The organism is Paenibacillus sp. YAF4_2, from assembly GCF_052113225.1.
GTDB lineage: Bacteria > Bacillota > Bacilli > Paenibacillales > Paenibacillaceae > Pristimantibacillus.
The window spans coordinates 1-23968 of sequence record NZ_JBFRCT010000012.1; the positions used below are offsets into that span (position 1 = coordinate 1).

14 protein-coding genes, 2 tRNA genes, 1 rRNA gene and 1 pseudogene are annotated in these 23968 nt (G+C 48.1%); all 18 read left to right on the forward strand.

Annotation, left to right across the window (positions count from 1 at the left end; genetic code table 11):
* Window positions 1-146, forward strand: a 23S ribosomal RNA gene (locus tag AB4Y93_RS24400); the annotation flags it as partial.
* 148 nt (window positions 147-294) lie between these two features.
* Window positions 295-371: transfer RNA gene (locus AB4Y93_RS24405), tRNA-Asp, on the forward strand.
* 17 nt (window positions 372-388) lie between these two features.
* Window positions 389-464 (forward strand) — tRNA-Thr (locus tag AB4Y93_RS24410).
* Between the two features lie 146 nt (window positions 465-610).
* Complete coding sequence (locus AB4Y93_RS24415; RefSeq protein WP_441895873.1) at window positions 611-1081, forward strand: GNAT family N-acetyltransferase; 471 nt, start codon at window positions 611-613, stop codon at window positions 1079-1081.
* 26 nt (window positions 1082-1107) lie between these two features.
* Entirely contained in the window at window positions 1108-2055 is a 948-nt protein-coding gene (locus tag AB4Y93_RS24420) for an LLM class flavin-dependent oxidoreductase (protein WP_441895875.1), read from the forward strand.
* Window positions 2056-2306: 251 nt separating this feature from the next.
* Window positions 2307-3629, forward strand: a complete 1323-nt coding sequence (locus AB4Y93_RS24425) for an ABC transporter substrate-binding protein (protein ID WP_441895877.1) — start codon at window positions 2307-2309, stop codon at window positions 3627-3629.
* Between the two features lies 1 nt (window position 3630).
* Window positions 3631-5379 carry a sensor histidine kinase gene (locus tag AB4Y93_RS24430; protein WP_441895879.1) on the forward strand — a complete coding sequence of 583 codons (1749 nt, stop codon included), beginning with the start codon at window positions 3631-3633 and terminating at the stop codon, window positions 5377-5379.
* Window positions 5380-6999: a response regulator transcription factor gene (locus AB4Y93_RS24435; RefSeq protein WP_441895881.1), complete on the forward strand. Its 1620-nt coding sequence runs from the start codon at window positions 5380-5382 to the stop codon at window positions 6997-6999. It abuts the gene before it with no gap.
* A gap of 28 nt (window positions 7000-7027) precedes the next feature.
* The gene (locus AB4Y93_RS24440; protein ID WP_441895882.1) at window positions 7028-8389 is read left to right on the forward strand and encodes a GntP family permease; all 1362 of its coding nucleotides are present in this window, start codon (window positions 7028-7030) and stop codon (window positions 8387-8389) included.
* A gap of 21 nt (window positions 8390-8410) precedes the next feature.
* Window positions 8411-9949, forward strand: coding sequence for a gluconokinase (gene gntK, locus AB4Y93_RS24445; protein WP_441895884.1), 1539 nt, complete (start codon window positions 8411-8413; stop codon window positions 9947-9949).
* Between the two features lie 228 nt (window positions 9950-10177).
* Window positions 10178-11929: a histidine kinase gene (locus tag AB4Y93_RS24450; protein ID WP_441895886.1), complete on the forward strand. Its 1752-nt coding sequence runs from the start codon at window positions 10178-10180 to the stop codon at window positions 11927-11929.
* Between the two features lie 7 nt (window positions 11930-11936).
* Window positions 11937-13610, forward strand: a complete 1674-nt coding sequence (locus tag AB4Y93_RS24455; protein WP_441895888.1) for a response regulator transcription factor — start codon at window positions 11937-11939, stop codon at window positions 13608-13610.
* Between the two features lie 19 nt (window positions 13611-13629).
* Complete coding sequence (locus AB4Y93_RS24460) at window positions 13630-15147, forward strand: ABC transporter substrate-binding protein (protein ID WP_441895890.1); 1518 nt, start codon at window positions 13630-13632, stop codon at window positions 15145-15147.
* A gap of 252 nt (window positions 15148-15399) precedes the next feature.
* A pseudogene (locus AB4Y93_RS24465) lies at window positions 15400-16268 on the forward strand (ABC transporter permease).
* Between the two features lie 15 nt (window positions 16269-16283).
* Complete coding sequence (locus AB4Y93_RS24470) at window positions 16284-17168, forward strand: carbohydrate ABC transporter permease (protein WP_441895892.1); 885 nt, start codon at window positions 16284-16286, stop codon at window positions 17166-17168.
* Between the two features lie 40 nt (window positions 17169-17208).
* Window positions 17209-19752: a glycoside hydrolase family 3 N-terminal domain-containing protein gene (locus AB4Y93_RS24475; protein WP_441895894.1), complete on the forward strand. Its 2544-nt coding sequence runs from the start codon at window positions 17209-17211 to the stop codon at window positions 19750-19752.
* Window positions 19749-22031: a beta-glucosidase gene (locus tag AB4Y93_RS24480; protein ID WP_441895896.1), complete on the forward strand. Its 2283-nt coding sequence runs from the start codon at window positions 19749-19751 to the stop codon at window positions 22029-22031. Before AB4Y93_RS24475 ends, AB4Y93_RS24480 begins: the two co-directional genes overlap by 4 nt.
* Window positions 22028-23965, forward strand: coding sequence for a beta-N-acetylhexosaminidase (locus AB4Y93_RS24485; protein WP_441895898.1), 1938 nt, complete (start codon window positions 22028-22030; stop codon window positions 23963-23965). The genes AB4Y93_RS24480 and AB4Y93_RS24485 overlap by 4 nt, the downstream gene beginning before the upstream one ends.
* The last annotated feature ends 3 nt before the right edge of the window (window positions 23966-23968 follow it).

A 23968-nucleotide genomic window follows, 5' to 3' on the forward strand; every position in this document is an offset into this window, starting at 1 on the left:
GAAAGCATCTAAGCGTGAAGCCCCCCTCAAGATGAGATTTCCCAATTTAGTAAGACCCCTTGAAGACGACGAGGTTGATAGGTTCGGGGTGGAAGCACAGCAATGTGTGGAGCTGACGAATACTAATCGGTCGAGGGCTTATCCTAAAATAACCCCAAAAAGTGAAGTTAAGCGTTGTAGCTTATGCCGATTACTTTTCGGGGACCCCGGTGTGAAGACCGGAAAATCGCTTAAAGATGAAACAAAAACTTTCGCATCCAGTTTTCAAGGCGCAAAACCTTGAATAATACATACGGAGCTGTGGTGTAGAGGCCTAACATGCCTGCCTGTCACGCAGGAGACCGCGGGTTCGAATCCCGTCAGCTCCGCCATTTTTACCAAGTTTTATGCCGGTGTAGCTCAGTTGGTAGAGCAACTGACTTGTAATCAGTAGGTCGTGGGTTCGACTCCTATCGCCGGCACCATTATTTTTTAAATCACTAACTCGATCATTTATGATCGGGTTATTTTTTTTGCTATTAAATGTGGGCTCCATTGTGAATTTAGTATAATTTCTTATGTGATCTATTGTAAGATAAGCCTAATTGGATTTCTCTGAGGGGGATGAGATATGGAGCTTTTAAGTGTTCCCTATGAACAGAAGATCATCATGCGCAATCTTATGGAACTCTATCAATACGATACGAGTATTTATGAGGAAGAGCATGATAACGATGTTAATGAATATGGCCTTTTCGATTATAAGTATTTAGATCATTACTGGACGGAAGAGGGGCGTTATCCCTTCTTTGTTGTTTATTCAGGAAAACTTGCCGGGTTTGTTTTAGTAAGAGAAATAAAAGGTGAAGCTACCTTTTCAGTGGCAGAGGTTTTCATTTTAAGAAAATATCGAGGTCAAGGATTAGGTAAACAAGCTGCAACTACCGTTTTCAAGAGGTTTAAAGGGAAATGGGTAGTAGCCTGGCTGGAAAATAACTTACCTGCACAAGCATTTTGGATAAAGACAATTGCAGAATACTCAGGAGATAACTTTACGGAAACTACTAGTCAGGGCAAGCCTGCGCTGCAGTTTTATTCTTAAAGGGCTAGGGGAATATAGGAGGCAAGATGAAAGGTTTAAAACTTAGCATATTGGATTTGGTTCCTGTTTTTGAGAATAGAAATGATACTTACGCACTTGAACAAGCTGTCTTACTTGCCCGAACGGCGGAACTACTTGGCTACACCCGTTACTGGATCGCCGAACATCATGGCATGCCGCATTTGGCTTGTCCTTCACCAGAAGTTTTACTAGGGCATATCGGAGCCAGGACGGAACGGATTCGTATCGGCTCAGGCGCGCTGCTGTTGCCTCATTATAGCCCGCTTAAAGTCGCAGAGTCGTTCCGTCTATTAGCAAGTTTATATCCTGGACGAATTGACCTGGGGCTAGGGCGTGCACCTGGGGGAAATGCACATGTCAGTATGGCTCTAAGCGGGAACTTCTTGGAGAATGTACGGAAAATGCCGGATAAGCTGAGAGAGGTAGCTGAATTGCTCCAAGACAGTTATATCTATGAAGGCGAGCCTGTAGGTGCACGTCCGAGTCCTCCTGTGCAGCCGGAAGTGTGGCTCCTTGGAACGAATAAGAAAAGTGCTGAATACGCGGCGGAATTCGGTATGGGGTATGTTTTTGGCCAATTCATGAGTGATGTGGATGGCGAAGAAGTGCTGCGAAGCTATCGAGAATCGTTTGTCCCTTCTACGCTATGCTCTAAGCCGAAAGTAATTGTGACGATTGGCGTCATATGTGCCGAAACAGAAGATGAGGCTATGCAATTGGCTAACAGCAGCGCTACCGCTACATTGTTCCAAAAGGAATTGACCGATGGGAAAACGGAAGCCTACTCGGAACGGAAGCTGCTCGTGGGAACATCAAGGTCGATCAAAACCAGTCTGGAGCAGATGTCTGAAATGTATGGAGTAGATGAATTCATGCTTGTCACTATGGTGCCGGACTACTACAAACGACTCCGATCTTATGAGTTGCTTGCTCAGGAACTATGGAATTCCTAAAAATTACAATGTCACTATACACCCGATCATTCATGATTCGGGTTATTTTTTGTGTGGAAAATACCAAAACAAGAAAAAATAATGATAATTCGCGAACAGGCAATAATAGGTAATGCTCATATTTAGGATTCGTTATCGATGTTTAGTATTCGTTATATCGTACAAACCCGCTATCCAGTAATGTTAATGGTGCTCAGAAAATTTTTCGACGAGAATCGACGATAGGTAAAACGGATTCCGTTTGAAGGAGAGTGATTAGGCTGCAGCTCAAGCTTTTACAGTCCGGAACGACAGGATTATTGGTCGTTGCAGCTTTGACCGGCTGTGGCTACAGCCAAGGAGCGGAACAGAACAGCTACGGAAATTCCGGAGGGGGTTTAGAAGGGCGAACGATTACGTTCGTGACTGGCTCTCACCCATGGGTCGACGTGATTAAGCCGTTACTGCCTGAGTTCGAGAAGGAAACTGGCATCAACGTGCGGATTCAAGGTTATTTCGAAGATCAGTTGACTCAGAAGCTGACCGTTCAATTCACAGCCCGCTCAGAGACACCAGATGTATTTATGTACCGGCCATTGCAGGAAGGTAAGTTGTTCTTTCGAAATGGTTGGCTTGAACCGCTGGATGCTTATGCCACGCGCGATGTGGATTACGATCTTGGCGATTTCTCGCCACAGGCGATCCGCTCTTCAACGGTAGATGGCAAGCTGGCCGGCATTCCGATCATTACAGAACAACAAATATTGTATTACCGAAAAGATTTATTGAAAGAAGCAGGGCTAGAAGTTCCCTCCACGATTGAAGAGCTCAAGGAAGCGGCAGCTAAGCTGCATCATCCTGATCAAGGTGTGTACGGCTTTGTGGCAAGAGGACAGAGAAGTCCACTTGTAACTCAAGTCTCGTCGTTCCTTTACTCGGAAGGAGGTGACTTTATCCAGAACGGCAAAGCGGCGATTAATACGCCTCAGGCGATCAAGGCATTCGAGACTTATGGTGGTCTGCTAAGAGATTACGGGCCTCCAAATGTGATCAACATGTCATGGCCTCAGGCGAGTGCGTTTTTTGCGGAAGGGAAGGCTGCGCTCTACACGGATGCGAATTCGATCTACCGAGCAGCGCTAGATCAGGAACGGTCTAAGGTAGCAGGCAGTGTCGGATTTGCACCATTCCCTGCAGGTGCGGAAGGATCGATGCCCTATAACATTACATCATGGGGGCTAGCGATCAACCCGAAGTCAGCGGATAAAGAAGCAGCGTGGGCGTTTATTGAGTGGGCAACGGGTAAGCAAATGATGCTGCTCACGCAGCAAGCGGGTAATCCCGGAGCAAGAACGTCAGTGTGGAATGATCCGCAAGGAACGATTGGATTTCCGAAGGAGCTTGCGGCTGTATTCAAACAAACGATCAACGGCGGCGTCGATCATGATCGTCCGCAGACGGTTGATGTAGCAGCAGCGCGCGAGCAGGTCGGTAAAATCGTCCAAATGGTCATCACAGGAGAATCTGACATTCGGGAATCGGCTAATCAGGCAAATGCTGCTTTACAGGATATTCTTGATAAGGAAGCGGAGTAAAATGATGCCACGCCGACTGTCGATTTTCAACAAGATTGCCTTAACAATTGTTCTGCTGCTCGTGCCTGTCCTGCTGCTGTACGGCTACTCCAATCGCATTGCGACAGGAGTAGTAGAAAGTCAAATGCGGTCATCCAATTTGAGTAAACTTATTTTTTTCATGGACCAACTAGATGGAACGATGGAGAATTTATCGATGTTTCCGGTCATCTTAAGTGATGATCCGCATATTCGCGATTTTATGTCCTCTGGCACAAGCGAAACGGAAAGCGGTTTAAAAGCACAGGCGAGAGTGACCGAAAAGCTAAGCCTGCAAAGCGTATCCAGCCCCTGGTCGAATGATCTGACGTTTGCTTTTCCGGGGAAACATCTTGTATTATCGTCGAATATTTATTTGAACGGCAGTGAAGCCTGGTCACCGGATAGAGAGCTTCAAACCAATTGGGGCTATGAACAGGACAGCTCTCGCGGCTATCCGATTCGTACCTTTGTCCGTGAGACCGGTGTTCCCGCCGCTGCTACGAAGGTTGGAGAAGCTGACGCGGTTTTTCAGGTTCGTTTTCCCGCACAAAATATTAGCGATATGCTCGATGTGTACAAAAAGGAAAATCGGGGGGATCCGTTTCTATATCGCCCGGATACAGAGCTTGTCCACAACAGCACGTATGCCGAGTCGGCTTCGGCTGATGTGATCCAGGAGCTAGGAAATGGAGCCTTAAGCCAAAACGGACAGCGGAACTTGAAGATGAACGGACAAACGTATCTGGTCAGTTATGTAAAGTCGCGTCAATTGGGCTGGTATCTAGTTGATTATGTGCCCGTTGAGCGAATAGTGGCTCCAATTGTTAACGCACGTAACTGGTTTTATGGCTCGATCGGGTTTCTTATTCTACTCGGGCTGATTGCTTCCGTTTTGCTCTATCGTAACGTGCAAATCCCTTTATCTAATATGATAGCGGGTGTAAAACGGATGAAGAGCGGCGATCTGTCGTGGCGAATCGGTTACAAAGCGAATAACGAATTTGACGAGCTGATCCGGCACCATAACGAAATGGCCGGCCAGATTCAGAATTTAATAGAAGATGTATACACGGAAAAACTCAGATCCAGGGAAGCAACGCTGAAGCAATTGCAGTCGCAGATTAATCCTCACTTCTTGTATAACTCGCTGTTCTTTATTATTAATTCCGCCGCTATGGACGACCGCGAAGGAGTTATCTCGATGTCTGAGAATTTGGCCGAATTTTACCGCTATACGACCAAGGTAGATAATCAGCTGTCGACAGTAGGTGAGGAAATCGAATTCGTTCGCCATTATTTGAATATCCATACCCTGCGAATGGGAAGGTTAACCTTCGATATTGAAGTGCCGGATGCCATGCTGAATGAGCCTCTGCCTCGTCTCACCTTGCAGCCGATTGTCGAAAATGCAATTGTGCACGGCATTGAGGGGCGAGTAGGCGGCGGCCGCATCGTTATTACCGGGCGACAAGAGGATGCTTACAACCATCTAGTGGTTGCTGATAACGGAGCTGGCATGACAAGTGAGGCACTGCTTAGACTGGAGTCACAGCTAGGCGAAAAGATGACCGATGAAATCGGCTGTGGTACCTGGAATGTTCATCAGCGTCTTCATGGCCGGTTTGGAGAAGGCTCAGGGCTTCATTTCCGGCACGGGGACGTAGAAGGGCTTATTGTTACCGTAACCTGGTTAAAGCAAGAACATCGGCTGGAGGGTGGTGAAGCGTAGATGGCTCAGCTCTTAATTGTGGATGATGAAGCGCATGTCGTTGATCGTCTGGCAGCGACAGTCGATTGGAAATCCGTAGGCATCGATCAAGTGTATAAAGCTTATTCCGGTCAGGAGGCGATTGAGCAGCTGCATCAGTCCTCCATTGATATCGTTATTACCGATATCCGAATGCCGGGCATGTCCGGGCTTCAGCTCATCGCCGAAATCGACCGGCTGTGGCCGAAGACGAAAAGTATTCTGTTGTCGGGTTACTCGGAGTTTGAATATGCAAAGCAGGCTATGCAGTTCCAGACCGAGGATTACTTACTTAAGCCGGTAAAAACGGATGATTTGCTGGCGACTGTGGCACGTGTACTGCACAAGCTGGAGCAGGAGTGGGAGGAAGTCATCTCCTCACAGAGGATCATGTATACGCTGAAGGAGCATCTGCCGCTGCTGCGAGCTAATTTGCTGCATGAACTTCTTCAGGGGAAACAATGGGATGGGACGAAATGGCGTGAAAAAATGATGCGGCTGGAGATTGGCGATTTTGCTTGGCAGCGGTTTTCATTAATGGCTGTTCGACTGGATGACCTGTTCGATGATCCTTCTGGAGAGGACCTCTCCTGGAAGGAATATGCGATTTCCAACATGGCAGAGGAGCTGTTCGGCGGCAGATATGCTTTATGGCATGCGAAGGACACTCATGATTACCTCACCTTCCTGCTAACCGCGAAGCAAGAAGCAGAAGAGGATGATCCAGGCTGGATTGAGCGCACAGCATCGGTATTGCAGTCTGCTGTAAGTGTTTACCTGAAAGGACAAGTTTCCATAATGGTGAGCGGAACAGGTACTTTTCCCGATGATGTACCTGCTTACTACAATCGAGCGATCACAGCTTTCCGCAACCGGATCGGGGATGAGCCGGAACAGTTCATGCGGCTGGACGATGAGGAAGATGTAGTGGCAGCGGTACGATCGCTGGAATACTTGTACGAGCCTCCTGCATTGGTTCATTTACTAGAGGCAGCTCGCTGGGAAGCGGTAGAAGAGAAATATAAACGTATTTTCACAGGGGTGGAGAGCGGTGAAGCGATTTCCGAAGAGCATTTGCTCGAAATTTATTTTACGATCGCTTCGGCTTACGCTTTTATCGCCCATAAGAATGGCCGTCTTTTAGCCGGCACGCTTGGTGCCGACTACGGCAGAATGACGGCGGGTATGCCATTCCGAACGGTAAATCACCTTCGGGAATGGGCCTTCCGCACACTTAAGCTGCTGCAAGAGGATATGGCGAAGGAAACGAAGGATTCCCGACATTCGTTGATTGAGAGGATAAGGAACTTTATCGATGACAATGTTACTGGTGATTTGTCGCTACAGTCTGTGGCTGACCAGGTGAAGCTTCATCCGGTCTATGTGTCCAAGGTATACAAGCTGGAGACAGGGGAAAACATAAGTGATTACATTCAGCGTGTGAAGATGGAAGAGGCGGAGTCGCTGCTTAAGCATAGTGACGAGAAGATTTATGTCATTGCCGCTAGACTAGGTTATCAAAGACCACATTCGTTTATCAGCGCGTTTAAAAAAACGTTCGGTATGACACCTCAGGAGTACCGCGACGGACATACATCATAGGTTTGAACAAAATAAGGGGGAAAACATTATGTTACTATTTATCGTACTTGCAGCGATTGTCGTGCTGCTTCTGCTCATTACAGTTGTTAAGTTGAATCCATTCGTCGCCCTCATCATTACGGCGATTGGGACGGGTCTGGCCGCGGGAATGCCGATTATGGCTACGGAGGATCAGACAGGTATTATCGATTCTATTAAGACGGGGATGGGTAATACACTTGGATTCTTGGCGATTGTACTTGCACTTGGCACGATGCTCGGTAAAATGATGGCCGAATCTGGCGGCGCCGAGCGTATCGCCCGGACACTTATCGGCCTGTTTGGGGAGAAGAGAGTCCATTGGGCGATGATGTTCGTGGCGTTCATCGTCGGCATTCCGGTCTTTTTCCAAGTAGGTTTCGTATTGCTCGTACCACTGCTCTTCACGATCTCCAAACAAACGGGACTTTCACTGGTCAAAATCGGTGTACCGCTGATCGCGGGCTTGTCCGTTGTTCATGGCCTAGTACCGCCGCATCCGGCTGCCATGGCTGCAGTTGGTATTTTTAACGCTGATATTGGTAAGACCATTTTGTATTCGGTTATCGTTGGTCTTCCTACTGCTATCATTGCAGGACCACTTTATGGCAGCTGGATTGGTAAACGGATTCATAAAGAAGTGCCGAAGGAAATGGGCGATCAGCTTTCCGAGACGGTAGAGAATAAAGAACTGCCTGGCTTTGCGAACACGCTTATTACGATTTTGATTCCGGTGTTCCTCATGCTTATCGCGACGTTTGCAGATGTATTTGTTGAGAGTGGCTCGCTCGCGAAGGATAGCAATCTGTTCCTGGCTGCTAAGTTCGTTGGCGATCCGGTCGTGGCCCTCTTGATTGCAACGGTATATTCGTTCTTTAGCTTAGGTTATTCGCGGGGAATCAGCCGTGAGAAGGTGTTGAAATTTACGAATGACTGCCTTGCGCCAACAGCGACTATTCTGCTTGTTATTGGTGCAGGCGGAGCGTTTAACCGCGTACTGCTTGATTCCGGTATTGGCGACTATATTGCTGATCTGGCTACTTCGTCCAACATGTCTCCGATCCTGCTTGGTTGGGGAATCGCGGCAATGATTCGTGTCGCTACCGGTTCTGCTACTGTCTCGATGATGACGGCGGCTGGGATTGTTGCGCCAATCGCAGCGGCTATGCCGGGAACAAATGTGGAGCTGCTCGTATTGGCTACAGGTGCTGGCTCGCTCATTTTGTCTCATGTGAATGACTCCGGCTTCTGGCTGATCAAAGAATACTTCGGCATGACGGTAAAAGAAACCCTTCTAACATGGACAGCGCTTGAGACGATTATTTCGGTCGTTGCGCTTGTACTGATTATGGCTTTGAATACGGTGGTTTGATAGAAAGGAGAGAAACCAAATATGGCTTCCTCTTATGTAATTGGAACGGATATCGGAACAACGAGTACGAAATCTGTATTATTTGATAAAGGTGGGCATGTCATTGCGACCCATACGATAGAATACCCGCTATACTCAACGAAGTCGGACATCGCGGAGCAGGATCCGGATGAGATCTTCCGCGCGGTCGTCAGTACGATCAAGGAAGTCGTAGCTAAGGGCGGTGCTGAGCAGGAAGGTGTGCTGTGCGTGTCATTCAGCTCAGCGATGCATAGTGTCATCGCGGTTGATAGCGAAGGCCGGCCGCTTACACGATGCATTACTTGGGCGGACAATCGCAGTGCGATGTGGACCGAACGGATCAAGAACGAGATGAACGGTCATCAAATTTATTTGCGCACGGGCACGCCGCTGCATCCGATGTCTCCGCTGTCCAAGCTTGTGTGGCTGCGAAATACGGATCCAGAGCTGTTTGGACGCACGCATAAGTTTATTTCCATCAAGGAATACGTGTTCCATCAGATGTTCAATCGGTATGTTATCGATTATTCGATTGCATCAGCGACAGGGATGTTTAATCTAACCCAGCTCAAATGGGATGCGGAAGCGCTGCAGGTAGCAGGTGTTACACCGGACAGATTGTCCGAGCCTGTACCAACTACCTACATTTTGGAAGGGATAGAGCCGAAATGGGCAGCCGAAATGGGACTGCCAGCTTCCACACCATTCATCGTAGGAGCAAGCGATGGCGTATTATCCAATCTGGGTGTTAATGCGATTGAGCCAGGAACGGTTGCTGTGACGATCGGGACAAGTGGAGCGATCCGTGCTGTAACCGACCGGCCAGTGACGGATCCGAAGGGACGTATCTTCTGCTATGCACTCGCAGACGACATGTGGGTGATTGGTGGTCCGGTCAACAACGGTGGAATGATCTTCCGCTGGCTGCGCGACCAACTGTGTTCCGCAGAGACGGAGACAGCGAAGCGGCTTGGCAAGGACCCATACGATATTTTGACTGATATTGCTGCGCGGGTGCCGGCTGGTGCGGACGGCCTGTTGTTCCATCCTTATTTGGCAGGCGAGAGAGCGCCGCTCTGGGATGCGAATGCAAGAGGCTCGTTTTTCGGACTTGGTCTGCAGCATAAGAAGGAGCACATGATTCGTGCTGTCCTGGAAGGTGTTATTTTCAACCTATTCACGGTATTTATGGCGCTTGAAGAGATGATAGGTCACCCGACCAAAATCCAAGCGACTGGCGGCTTTGCCCGTTCGGAGCTGTGGCGTCAAATGATGGCGGATATTTTCGAGCAGGAGGTCCATGTGCCGGAAAGTTTCGAGAGCTCTTGTCTTGGCGCAGCAATCTTAGGACTGTACAGCATCGGTGAAGTTGATTCTCTGCATGTGGTCTCAAGCATGATGGGGACATCTCACAAGCATCGGCCTGAACAAGGCAATGTGGAGAAGTATAAGGAACTGAGCCGGATTTATGTCCGGATCTCACGGCTGCTGACTTCGGAATACAAGGAAATTGCAGCTTATCAGAAAAAGTGGATGTAATGGAAGAAGGAGCTTGCCTTTTGGCAGGCTTCTTTTTGTTTGTTCTCCTATTCGATTGAGACGATGTCTTTTCCAAGCATAGAACGGGAAGTCTAGGGATAACGAGATTGTCGTCAAAGCGCAAAAAATTAGTCGTCATATGCATAGACCGTACTAAATGCCATCAAGTAAGATGGAGGGATACTCCCGTTTGCATAATCTGAAATTCGGGATAGGAGGAGGGCGCTATTGCTCAGACATCTGAGATCCATTCCATGGAATTCAATGACGGTCAAGCTGGTGCTTGGCCTATTAAGTATTACCGTACCTTTAATTGCGCTTTTGCTTTATAACAATTCCTATAGTGTGAATGTCGTGCATAGTCAAGTTGCAGCGTCAAACAAGAACTTAATTGATATTTATATGAATCAGATCGATGCACAATTTACGGAAGTGGAGAGGCATTTGGCCGGATTAACAGCAACGGATTTAAATGTTCAGTACATGGGAGATTCCATTTCAGAGGATGATTATGTTCTTGCGAGAACGGCTGTTTACCGCAAATTAACCTCCGATTTGTCCATTTATCCTTATGTTGACGGCTTTTATGTTTACTCCATCGCACGTCATGATGGCGTGGAAGCTTATAAAGGGGCATTATCTTATCCTCAGCTGACCGATATTCGCCAAGTGTTGCGAGATAAAGTTGGCGAGCTGTCACAGAAATCACAATACCAAAATATCCAGTGGAAGATTCAGCAGATGGGCGGAGAGAATTATCTGGTTCGGCTTATGCACGACGGTGATCTTTATGTTGGTGCTTGGGTGAAGACATCCACTGTGCTGCAGCCACTCAAGGGGATGCGAACCGGCGCGACAGGAGCTGTGCTTCTTGTAGATGGACAAGGACATAATCTATATTCGACAAGGGATATCTCGAATAAGCACCTTAATCTGTCGGGAGGATTTCAAAGCTATTATTTGTCCGGCCAAGAAGATAAGTACCTGATTGTTGGAGAGGCTTCTAGCAAAGGGAGCTTCAGTCTCATTGCAGCAATCCCGGACGAGTCAATTTTAGAAAATCTGCCCTATTTGACTAAAGCTTCAACTGTTGTTATTTTATTAGCCTTATTAATGCTCCCACTCAGCTTCTTTATTCTGCGTAAGGTCATTCTTCTGCCGCTTAGCAAGATGGTCAGTGCAATGAGAATGATGGGAAAGGGGAATTTGAACATCCGGATCGATGCCGTTCAAGCACCTGATGAAATCCTGCTTGTGAATAGGACTTTTAACACGATGATTTCCCAAATAGAAGAACTGAAGATTCATGTATATGAGGAGCAGATCAGCAAACAGCGGGCGGAGCTCAAGCATTTGCAGCTGCAGATTAATCCGCATTTTTTCATGAATTCGTTAAATATCTTGTATAATCTGGCGCAGGTTCGAAAGTTCGAACCGATTCAGGAAATGACCATGCACCTAGTCCATTACTTCCGCTATATGTTCCAAAGCCACCAATCCCTAGTTCTGCTGAAGGATGAGCTTCTGCATATCCGTCATTATTTACGTATTCAGCAGATGCGGTTTCCCGATACATTCTCTTGCGAGATTGCTATTCCTCCATACCTGGAGTCTACCGCTATCCCTCCGCTTATGATTCTGACAGTGGTGGAAAATTCCGTGAAGTATGCTGTGAAGCCAGTAGAGCCAATTAAGCTGGTGATCGAAGCGGAGTTGGATGATCTTGCTGAAGAACCAATGGTGTGTATTACGGTGCGTGACACCGGCGAAGGGTACTCGGATGCTGCACTGTCCCGTCTACACGATGGGGAAATGTACGAAGATGAGAACGGTGAGCATATCGGGTTATGGAATATTAGAGAAAGATTGAAGCTTCAGTACGGCGACAATGCATGGATGGACTGCTACAATGATGATCCACATGGAGCGGTGACCGAAATTGTCGTTCCGTTATACGCTAATCAGGAACATAAGGAGTGAACGAAGTATGCGTCAGCTGCTCATTGTGGATGATGAACCAATTGCAGTAGATGGTCTGAAATCCGGTGTGGATTGGCCGTCTATCGGGATCTCAAGAGTGATGACAGCTTATAGTGTCGATCAGGCAAAAGAAATATTCGGGCAAGAGCCCGTTGATATTTTGCTATGCGATATTGAGATGCCAAGGGGAACGGGGCTTCAGCTGTTGGAATGGGTTCGAAGTCACCACCCACGTACGGAGACAGTATTTCTGACTTGTCATGCCAATTTTCAATATGCCAAACAAGCGATACAGCTTGGAAGTCTAGACTATCTGCTCAAGCCGATTCCTTATGAAGAGCTTAAGGCTGTTGTCGAAAAAGCAATACGAAAAATGGACAAAGAACAGCATTTAAGTGAATTCAGTCAGTTCGGCAAGTATTGGCTGCAGCATCAGCCGCTGGTGGTAGAGCGGTTCTGGGGAGATGTGCTAAATCAGGCTATACCTGCACAAGCACAGGCCATCAACACCGCAGCTCATGAACGAAATATTCCGTATTCCGAGAGCCTTGTTTTCCTGCCAATTCTATTGCGTATCCGGCGTTGGTATAAGGAATATTCGTTAAGGGACAAGAAGACGATGGAATACGCACTACGCAAAGCAGCACAGGAAGTGCTGATGCAAAGGCAAGACAGCGGTCTTCTCATTACAACTGGTGAGGATTCGATGCTTGTCTTATTGAATGGCGGTAAGGAAGCTTCTGATTCAAGCATTATGAAAGCATTATGTGAATCGTATATAGCTGCCTGCCGTCAGTATTTCGAATGCGACGTTTCCTGCTATATCGGGGATAGCGTTCGAGGCTATGAGATGGCGGCCATGTATCAGCGCTTGCAGCGGCTGGACATCGACAATGTCGCCTCTGATCATTGTGTTGCGTTCCTTGGTGAGCAATCTGGTCCTGAATATCCTCAGACGCTTCCCGATATGGGGCTGTGGGGGATTATGATGAAGGAAAGCGCACGGGATAAAGTGATAGGGGAGGCTGAACGTTTTATAAAGAAGCAGGTTGAGGAAGCCAGTCTAACCCCTAGTCTACTGGCCGTATTTATTCAGGATTTTCAACAAATGGTTCATTATGTGCTTCAGATCAAAGGTATTCAGGCCCATCTATTGCTTAGCGACACTAAGTCTGTGGAATTGTATGCCCGCTCGGGTCGATCAGCCAAGGATGTACTCATCTGGCTTCGTTATATTGTGAACAAATCACTGGATTACATCGAATCCCTCGAGCATTCTCCGAGTGTCGTTGAACAAGCGAAGGCTTATATTCAGCAGCATTTAGCTGACGTGATTTCCAGAGAAGATATTGCGGGTCATGTATATCTGAATCCCGATTATTTGACACGCATCTTTAAACGTGAGACTGGCATGTCCATTTCAGATTATCTGCTGCAGCAAAGACTCCATATTGCGGCTGAGCTGCTAGTAAATACAGATCTGTCTGTCAGTGCGGTTGCGACTCGAATCGGATATGCCAACTTTTCTCACTTCTCCCGTATATTCAAAAAATATATGGGAATTAATCCGCTCGAGTACCGGCATTCAAGCGAAAGTCGTGAAAGTGACAGTGGGAAGTCGGATGAACAGCGGAGAGAGGAACATCTGCCATTCTACAATATAGACAGCTTCACAGAATGAATAGGCAGGGGGAAAAAAGATGAAGAAGTCATTGGCCGTATCTTCGGCTTTGCTGCTTGGTATATCGCTGACTTTGTCAGCATGCGGCAGCAATAATAACAGCAGTAACTCGGAGAATGCAGGGGCGAACGCATCAACGGCGCCAAGTGGTAAGATTGAGGAGCTGACAATAGCTTTTCCAAGTACGGCACCTAAGGATCTGCAATTGATAGAGGATGCGATTAATAAGATCACAGAGCAAAAGATTCAAGCGAGGGTTCACCTGACTCCGATCAGCGGAGGCGAATGGGTACAGCAGACCAACCTCATGTTAACAAGTAATGAGAAGCTGGACTTGATGTTTGTCTCAGGTGGTCTATATAACAGTATGGTTGCCAAGGAACAGCTTGTACCTCTGGACGAGCTGCTCGGAAAGTATGGTGAAGGTATTAAGACGGCTGTTGGCGAGGACTATCTAAGTGCCGCTAAAGTGAATAACCAGATTTATGCGATTCCGACCGTACGGGACATGGCATCAGATTATGGTATTACGATGCGAAAGGATCTAGTGGATAAATACAGCATTGATACTAATGCGATTAAGACGCTGGACGACCTCAGCAAAGTACTGAAGACGATCAAAGATGGAGAAGGCTTCGCTCCGCTTATTCCATCTTCTCCAGGACAAACCTATCTAGATAACTACTTGTTCTACGACCGTCTAGGAGACGGCATTGGGGTTCTGCCGGGTTATGATAACGGCTTAAAGGTTGTTAATCTCTATGAGACACAGGAGTATAAGGATCTTCTGACCAGACTCCGTGACTGGTACCAGCAAGGTTATATCATGAGGGATGCTGCAACGAATAAAACAACACCTTGGGAGCTAATCAAATCCAATAAAGGCTTTGCTTATTTCGCAGGCATGAAGCCAGGCTTTGCCGAGCAGGAGTCGCAAGCGGCAGGCACACCACTCGTAGCCGTAGAGCTTCTGCCGGCTGTAGCGATGACCAGCACGGTTACAGGTGCAATGTGGGGTATTCCGGTTAACACGAGGCTGGAAGATAAAGCGGTTCAATTCCTCAATCTGATGTATTCGGACAAAGAGATCGTCAATCTCCTTGACTGGGGTATTGAAGGCACGCATTATGTGAAGTCAGCAGATCAGGACAATGTTATTGAATATCCTACAGGTGTTGATGCTGCCACAACCGGGTATAATATGCCGCTTGGCTGGATGTTCGGCAACCAGTTCCTGTCCTATGTCATGAAGGGTAATGATCCGGAGATCTGGACCAAGATGGGTGAATTTAATCATGCAGCGAAACGCTCCAAGGCGCTTGGCTTCGGCTTTGATCCAACTCCGGTTAAGACGGAGTATGCTGCGGTATCGAACGTAATTACCCAATACGAAATGCCGCTCGAGACCGGTAGCGTTGATCCGGTGAAAGTACTACCGGAATTTATTGCTAAACTAAAGTCTGCAGGCATTGAAAAAATTATCGTAGAGAAGCAAAAGCAGCTGGATGCTTGGGCACAGGCTAACTCTGTTCAATAATGTCCTTAAGGCTAATCAACCGACCAATTCAATATTGGTCGGTTTTTTTTGTTGCTCTTGCAGGCACCTAGATGATAGTCGTCAAAGCGCAAGGAGGAAGTCGTTCATGCGGTAGTGAGGAGAGGGGGAAATTCATTAACATAGGATTACAATCGGCAACGAGCCGAACACAGAAAGGGGAAAGAAGCGGTGACTACAATCACACATCGCAACAAAAGAAGGAGCCTTCGTCGGTTCATACCGCTCTACATCATGCTGCTGCCGGGTCTAGTTTACCTGGCAATTAATAATTACATGCCTTTGTTTGGCCTGTCGATTGCCTTCAAGGACATCAACTTTCGCAAGGGACTATGGCATAGTGATTGGATCGGATTCCAGAACTTCGAATACCTGTTCAAGACTAGCGACGCCTGGCTCATTACACGCAATACTTTGCTGTACAACACCATATTTATCGTACTTGGACTAGCTCTAGCGGTAGCGATCGCTATTTTGCTCAACGAAATCAAGAATAGAATTGCATCTCGTCTGTACCAGAGTGTCCTTATTCTGCCTTTTCTCATCTCGATCATTTTGGTGAGCTATCTGGTATATGCAATGCTGAGCATGGATACGGGCTTTATGAATAACACCGTACTGCCTGCATTAGGCCTTGAGCCGATCAACTGGTACAACGAGCCGGAGTATTGGCCGTATATCTTGACCATCGTTCATCTCTGGAAGGGAGCCGGCTATTCCTGCATCGTGTTCCTGGCAGCCATCATTGGCATTGATCCGGAATATTACGAGGCGGCGAAGCTTGATGGTGCCTCAAAGTGGATGCAGATCCGCAAGATTACGATTCCGATGATCACACCGGTCATCATTATGCTGACACTGCTCGGTATTGGCCGGATTTTCTACTCCGACTTCGGATTGTTCTACCAGGTTCCTATGAACTCGGGAGCTCTGTTCTCCCCACCAACGTCATTGACACCTATGTATTCCGGGGATTGATGCAGCTAGGTGATATCGGCATGTCCTCCGCGGCTGGCTTCTATCAGTCTTTGGTCGGGTTCGTGCTCGTGCTTGTCTCCAATACCGTCGTGCGGAAAATCAACAAAGAGAACGCGTTGTTCTAGAGAGGAGCCCTTGTTATGGATAAAGAAAATCGAATCTGGCAGTGGTCGGCGCATATTATCTTGATCGCACTTTCGGCCGCTTGCATCCTGCCGTTTATTCTATTGTTTATGGCATCAATCACGGATGAGTCGGCCATAGTAGCCCACGGCTATACGCTCTTCCCTTCTGCCTTCAGTTTTGAAGCTTATGAATATTTGTGGAATCAGTCGAGCCAGATTTTTCAYGCTTATGGTGTTACGGTCTTGGTTACGGTCATCGGTACATCGGCAAGTCTAGTCATAACCTCATTGCTGGCGTATCCCTTGTCGCGCAAGGATTTGCCGGGCGGACAGATGATTGCTTTTATTGTCTTTTTCACACTGCTGTTTAATGGGGGCCTTGTACCAACCTATTTGGTCTATACGCAAATCTTCCATTTGAAAAATACGATTTTTGCGCTGCTTATTCCATGGCTGCTCATGAATGGCTTTAATGTCCTCTTGATGCGGACTTTCTTCTCAACGACGATACCAACTGCCGTATTGGAATCGGCGGCCATCGACGGGGCAGGCGAATTCAAAACATATTACCGAATCATCCTGCCACTTTCAATGCCGATTCTGGCTACCGTTGGTATGTTCCAGACGCTGGGTTATTGGAATGATTGGAACAATGGTTTGGTGTTCGTAACGGATCCGGATTTGTTCAGCCTGCAAAATGTTCTAAATCGCATTATGAGTGATATTCAATTCTTGACCTCGAACAGCCACATGGGTACGACCCAAGCCTTGGCGCAGCTTCCTAGTGAGACATTCCGAATGGCGATTGCGGTTATCGGTGTTATTCCGATTCTGCTTGTCTATCCGTTTTTCCAGAAATATTTCGTGAAAGGGATGACGATCGGCGCAGTGAAAGGCTAATCCGCCCGGTCTAACTGAATTTGAAGGGAGAGTAAGAATAATGATCGGTATTTGGCATGCATTCGTCGAGACGCCTCGATTGAAGCTGAAGCTGCAATTTAAAGTGCTGAAAAAAGCAAATTACACCTTAGACCTCGCAATGGAGCCTTTACCTCTGCCCATTCGATTTGAATCGGTTACGACAGAGGATAATAGCATCCGAGGAATTGGAAGTGCGTTCTGGAAGCCAGATGAACAAGTCACGGTAGAGCTTTCGTTTGGGGAATCGACCTTTACCGGCCATTTGTACGTACCGCTGTTTGGATCATTCACGTTGCAAGGAGAGAAGGGGCGCGGCCCGTTCCTGTCAGAGACGTTGATTGAAACGGTAAAACCATACCGGAAAGATCAGCTGGTTTCGCGTACGGATGAGGAAATAGTAAGCGCCGTTGAGGAATTGCTAGGGCGGATGTCACTCGAAGATAAGGTTGGTCAAATGTGCCAGTGTATGGCCTCGAACTTCTCGTTTGGCAGCTCGGTCCAGTCTGATCCTCCCGAGAAGCTGGTTGCCGAGGGGAGAGCAGGTTCCATATTGGGAGCTTTTGATATCAGCCGGGTGTTCGAGCTGCAGAAGATTGCCGTTGAGCAGTCGCCGCATCGGATTCCGCTTCTATTTAACGGAGATATCATCCATGGTGCACAGACGATATTCCCGGTGCCACTTGCCTGGTCCTGCAGCTGGAATATGGATGCCATTCGACAAGCCTGTGCGATATCGGCAAAAGAAGCAAGTGCTTCGGGTATTATGTACAACCACGGGCCGATGATCGATATTTCCCGTGATCCCCGCTGGGGAAGAGTCGTGGAAGGATCAGGTGAAGACCCGTACCTTGGAGCTTTAATTGCCAAAGCCCAAGTAGAAGGTTTCCAGGGGCAGTCCCTTCTTGATCAGGAGACGATTATTGCTTGTTTGAAGCATTTTATCGGGTATGGTGCGGCTGAGGGCGGCCGAGATTATAATTCCGTTGATATTTCCGAAGGGATGCTGCGTAACCTGTATTTACCGCCGTTCCAGGCAGGAATTGAAGCAGGTGCGGGTTCGGTAATGAATGCTTTCAATATTTATCAAGGAGTTCCGGTTGCAGCCAATTCGACGTTGTTGAAGGATCTGCTGCGGGATGAGCTCGGCTTTGATGGAGTTCTCATCTCTGATTATGGAGCGGTTGATGAGATCGTGGAGCATGGCTATGCCAAGGATGCCAAAGAGGCAGCTAAGCATGCGGTAGACGCGACGATGGACATTGAGATGGTAACCCGATCCTTCGATTATCTTCCGGAGCTTATCCGAGAAGGTAAACTTTCCGAGTCACAGCTTGACGATGCGGTACGACGTATATTGACACTCAAATATAAAACCGGCTTAATGGATGATCCATTCCGTTACATCCGTCCAGAGAAAGAGATCGAATACCACTTCAGTATAGCTCATCGGTTGAAAAGTCGAGAGCTTGCCCGTGAATCCATCGTAATGCTGAAGAACGACGGAGCACTACCGGTTGCGAAGACTGCTGGCAAAATCGCTCTGATTGGTCCTTTCGCAGACAGCAAGGATCTGCTTGGTCCATGGCAGTTCTCTCGATACAGCCATGAAACGGTTACTTTATATGAGGGGATGCAGGAGAAAGGATTTACAGAAGAGAGGCTTCTCTATGCACCTGGCTGCGGAGTAAATGCTTCGATTGAAGGTGGTATTGCTGCTGCAATGGAGCAGGTAAATCAAGCTGAGCTTGTTATCTTGGCATTAGGGGAGAGCAGCGATATGTCCGGCGAAGCGGCTTCCCGTATGAGTCTTGAATTGCCTGAAGCACAGCTTCGACTAGCTAAGGCCGTGGTGGCTGCCGGCAAGCCGGTTGTACTGGTTCTGACAAATGGACGTCCGCTCGTACTGGATTGGTTCGAGGGAAAAGTGAATGCCATTCTGGAGACCTGGTTCCTCGGCTCAGAAGCGGGGCACGCGATTGCGGATGTCATTACCGGGGATTACAACCCATCCGGTAAGCTGACCATGAGCTTTCCTGTTCATACCGGCCAGGTTCCGGTGTACTACAACCATTTCCGGACAGGCCGTCCTGTGAAGGTGGAGAACGCAGCGGAGAAGTATATCAGCAAATATTTGGATGGTCCTAACGATCCGCTTTATCCGTTTGGTTATGGACTCAGCTATACCCGGTTCGAATATGGAGAAGTGATATTGGACCGCGGTCAAATGACGAGCGATGAGTTAATACGTGTTCGCATGACCGTTACGAATGTGGGCACTCGTACTGGTGTGGAAACGGTGCAGCTTTATATTCAGGATCTGTACGGCAGTATTGTCCGTCCGGTGAAGGAATTGAAAGGTTTTGTGAAAGTTATGCTGGACGCTGGGGAGAGCAAGGAAATAGAGTTCGAGATCCATGCCTCCGATCTGGCATTCTGGACACCAACCGCCGGATATGCGGCTGAGCCTGGAGACTTCCACATTATGATTGGACCAAACTGCCGGGATGTCCAAGCAGTTGCTATGGAATTGATCGAATCAACAAGTAAGGAGACGGTGGCATGAGTCAGTTAAGAGATATAAAGTCATTGATTGCACAGATGACATTGGAAGAGAAGGCGAGTATGTGCTCAGGCGCTGATACGTGGCATACGCGTGGTATCAAAAGGCTTGGTATTCCGTCTGTCATGGTGACGGATGGTCCACATGGACTACGCAAGCAGAGTACATCGGCTGATCATTTGGGCTTGTTCGACAGCGTCCCGGCGACTTGTTTTCCTTCTGCAGCTGGTGTTGCAAGCTCCTGGAACCGTAATCTGATCCGGCGGATGGGGGAAGCACTTGGCCGTGAGTGCCAAGCGGAAGAGGTGGCTGTCTTATTAGGACCAGGTGTAAATATTAAACGTTCACCGCTGTGTGGACGCAACTTCGAATATTTTTCCGAGGATCCCTATTTGACCTCCGAGATGGCTGCCCATCATATCCAAGGTGTGCAAAGCCAAGGGGTAGGCACTTCGCTGAAGCATTTTGCAGCTAATAATCAAGAGCATCGCCGAATGACTTCTGACTCAATTGTAGATGAGCGTAGTTTGCGTGAAATCTATCTAGCGAGCTTTGAAGGGGCAGTGAAACAGGCTCAGCCATGGACAGTGATGTGTGCCTATAACAAGGTTAATGGGGAATTTGCTTCCGAGAATAAAGAACTGTTGACGGATATCCTCAAGGATGAATGGGGTCATGAAGGCTTTGTCGTATCGGATTGGGGAGCAGTAAACGACCGAGTGAAAGGTCTTGCTGCAGGGCTCGAATTGGAGATGCCTACTAGTCATGGGGAGGGTGAACGACAAATTGTCGAGGCGGTACGAAGTGGCGAGCTCACCGAGGCCACACTGGACGCAGCTGTTGATCGGTTGTTGACGATTGTGTTCCGCGCAGTCGACAGCCGCCGTTCCGACACCGTAGTCGACTATGAGGAGCATCATCAGCTGGCTCGCGAGATCGCCCGGGAAAGCATGGTGCTTTTGAAAAATGAAGACGATATTCTGCCGCTTTCAAAAGAAGGGAAGATTGCTGTAATCGGGGCGATGGCCAAGGAGCCAAGGTTCCAAGGCAGTGGTAGCTCCCAAATTCGACCAACACGACTGGAAGATATTAGCGAGGAGCTCACTAAGTCGGCAGGGGGTATGGCAGAGCTTCGTTATGCGAAGGGGTATGAGCTAAACGGCGAGGTACCGGATGAAGAGTTAATCGCAGAAGCCATCCAAATTGCTATTGAATCGGACATTGCTGTTCTATTTGCTGGACTGCCAAGCCGATATGAATCTGAAGGCTTTGACCGCAAGCATTTGCGAATGCCTGCGAATCAGGTTGCTTTAATAGAAGCAATTGGCAAGGCACAGCCGAATCTAGTTGTTGTACTTAGCAATGGTGCACCGGTTGAGATGCCGTGGCTCGGCAGCGCCAAAGGTGTATTAGAAGCTTATTTAGGCGGTCAAGCGCTTGGCGGCGCAATCGCCGATCTGCTGTTTGGTGATGCCAATCCATCCGGTCGGCTCGCCGAAACATTCCCCGTTCAACTGAGCGATAATCCATCGTATCTCTTCTTCCCGGGTGAAGGGAATAAGGTTGACTATAGGGAGGGGATATTCGTTGGTTACCGTTATTACGATAAGAAGAATATCACGCCATTATTCCCTTTTGGACACGGACTAAGCTACACAACCTTCAGCTATTCGGAGCTTACAGTGGACAAAAAGACGCTGAAGGATACTGATACACTGAGCGTTAAGGTCAAGGTAACGAATGCCGGATCACGTGCGGGAATGGAAGTCGTGCAGCTGTATGTAAGAGATAAGGAAAGCTCTGTTATCCGTCCGGATAAGGAGTTAAAGGGCTTTGATAAAATAAGTCTGGAGCCTGGCGAATCCAAGTTCGCAGCGTTCGAGCTTGATAAGCGCAGCTTCGCTTACTATAACGATGAGGCTTGTGAATGGACAGTAGAAACCGGTGAATATGAGTTGTTGATCGGCCGGTCGTCACAGGAAATCGTCTTTTCCGAACAGGTGACCGTAGAGTCGACAAGAGCTAGCGGAATGGTGTTTCACCGCAATTCAACCCTGTCGGAGATCAGCCAGATTGCTTCGGGAGAGAAATTCGTAAATCAGTTGATTGCTAATCTGCCATTCTCATCTGGACTTGCCGATGAGCATAAGGCGATGCTGCGGGCCTTCATGGAACATATGCCGCTCCGCGGGCTGATTTCGTTTAGCGGAGGCAAGTTCACGGAAGCGGGACTTTCGGCGATCCTATTACAGCTTAATGATCAGGAGGCGGATAAACGATGAACATCCCCTTATATCTTTATCCACAGCCACGGCGCTATGAATCTACCGGCGAAAGCTCGCCTGCGGCTGTTCGATTCGATGTTCAGCCAATTGGTGCTGAAGCCTATCATATGGCGGAGAAGCTTGGAGTCGAGGAGCGTCTTGCAGGTTATCTTCCAAAAGAGGTGACTGCTCTCTTAGCCAATCAATCTGCTACGCCTGTTGTTATTGAGCATCATTCCGGATTTCATCCGCAGGGTTATGTTATAGAGTGGAATACGAATGGTTTACGATTAACAGCCAGTGCATCACAAGGGCTTCATTATGCCTTACTAACTGCAGGACAGATGATAGAGGCCCAACAAGGGGAATGGGTACATTGTCTTATCGAGGATGAGCCAGATTTTCCGGTCCGCGGGGTTATGCTGGACATTGGGCGGAACAAGATACCGAAGCTGGACACTTTATTTACTCACATCGACCGTCTCTCAGCTTTGAAATTCAACCATCTCCAGCTTTATATGGAGGGCTATAGCTTCCAATACGAGAAATACAGCGCCTTATTCCCGGAAGACACGCCACTTACAGCTGAGGAATATCAGGAATTGGATGCTTATGCATCAGAGCGTTTCGTTGATCTCGTGCCAAGTCAGAACTGTCTTGGACATATGTATCCATGGTTATCGAAGCCTGAATTTAGGGAACTGGCCGAGCACCCGGATGGCATGCCAACTCCGCTGTCGTTCAAGCTGCCTCCAACGACGCTCAATCCAGTTGATGAGAAGTCTTTAGCGCTGGCCAAGGACATGTTCGACGAATTGCTGCCGAATTTCTCCTCCAGCTATGTCAATTTGAATATGGATGAGCCGTTTGGACTTGGAACAGGGGCCAGCAAGGAGCGGGCTGATGAGATTGGAGTCGGCAGACTGTACATGGAATATGCCGAGCGAATGTTTAACATTGCACGCAGCCATGGCAAGAAGCCGATGATGTGGGGAGATGTACTTACTCACCATCCGGAGTTAGTTGGCCAATTACCCGATGATGTTACGGTGCTGCATTGGAATTATGATGCTCCTATTCCTTATGAACCACATTGCAGAATGCTGCATGAGAATGGGGTTCGATATTATGTTTGCCCGGGAACAAGTACCTGGCAATCTATATCAGGCCGTACGGATAATATGCTTGGCAATATCGCTGACGCAGCAAGGAATGGCAAAGAATATGGCGCCGCAGGGCTACTCGTAACCGATTGGGGCGATGGCGGACATTGGCAGGTGCCGTCTATCAGTTATCCGGGATTCGCATATGCGGCGGCGGTCAGCTGGCAGGCGAATGCCAATCTCGATGGTTTGGAACCACTCCTGTATCATGTCTCTCAGCGTATGCTGCAGGATCGCAGTGGTGCAGGTGCCGAGCTGCTTCTGAAGCTGGGACGTTATTACCACATGGAGCGGTGTACCATTGAGAACGGGACGTATACAAGTTATTTGTTAAACCGAGGTTTGACATCCAAGGAAGAGCTGGAGCAGAGTACTACACTTCTACCCCGGATTGCGAAACTGTTGGGAGGCATCGGCACACCATTCCAGCTTGACTATCGATACTCCGAAATGGAAGAATGGCTGGATGCGCGCCGCATCGAGATCGAAGCACTGGAGCTTCTCGGCTCGGATGCTGCACTCGTCAAGGACGAGCTCATGAATACGCTGCGTTTAATCAATCAGGGGGCCGGGCTTCATCGGTATATCTATCTTCAAGAACTAGAAGATTCTAGAGCTGAGAGGGATTGGCTGAAGTACTTGCATACAGAACTTCAGATTACAATTGATGAATTCAAACGTCATTGGCAGGCACGTAATCGAGAGGGTGGTCTAACTGCCAGTACTGCAGCCTTTCACAAGCTACTGCATCAATACGGGGAACGGCTGCGAGAATACGGTTGTGAGTAAGGT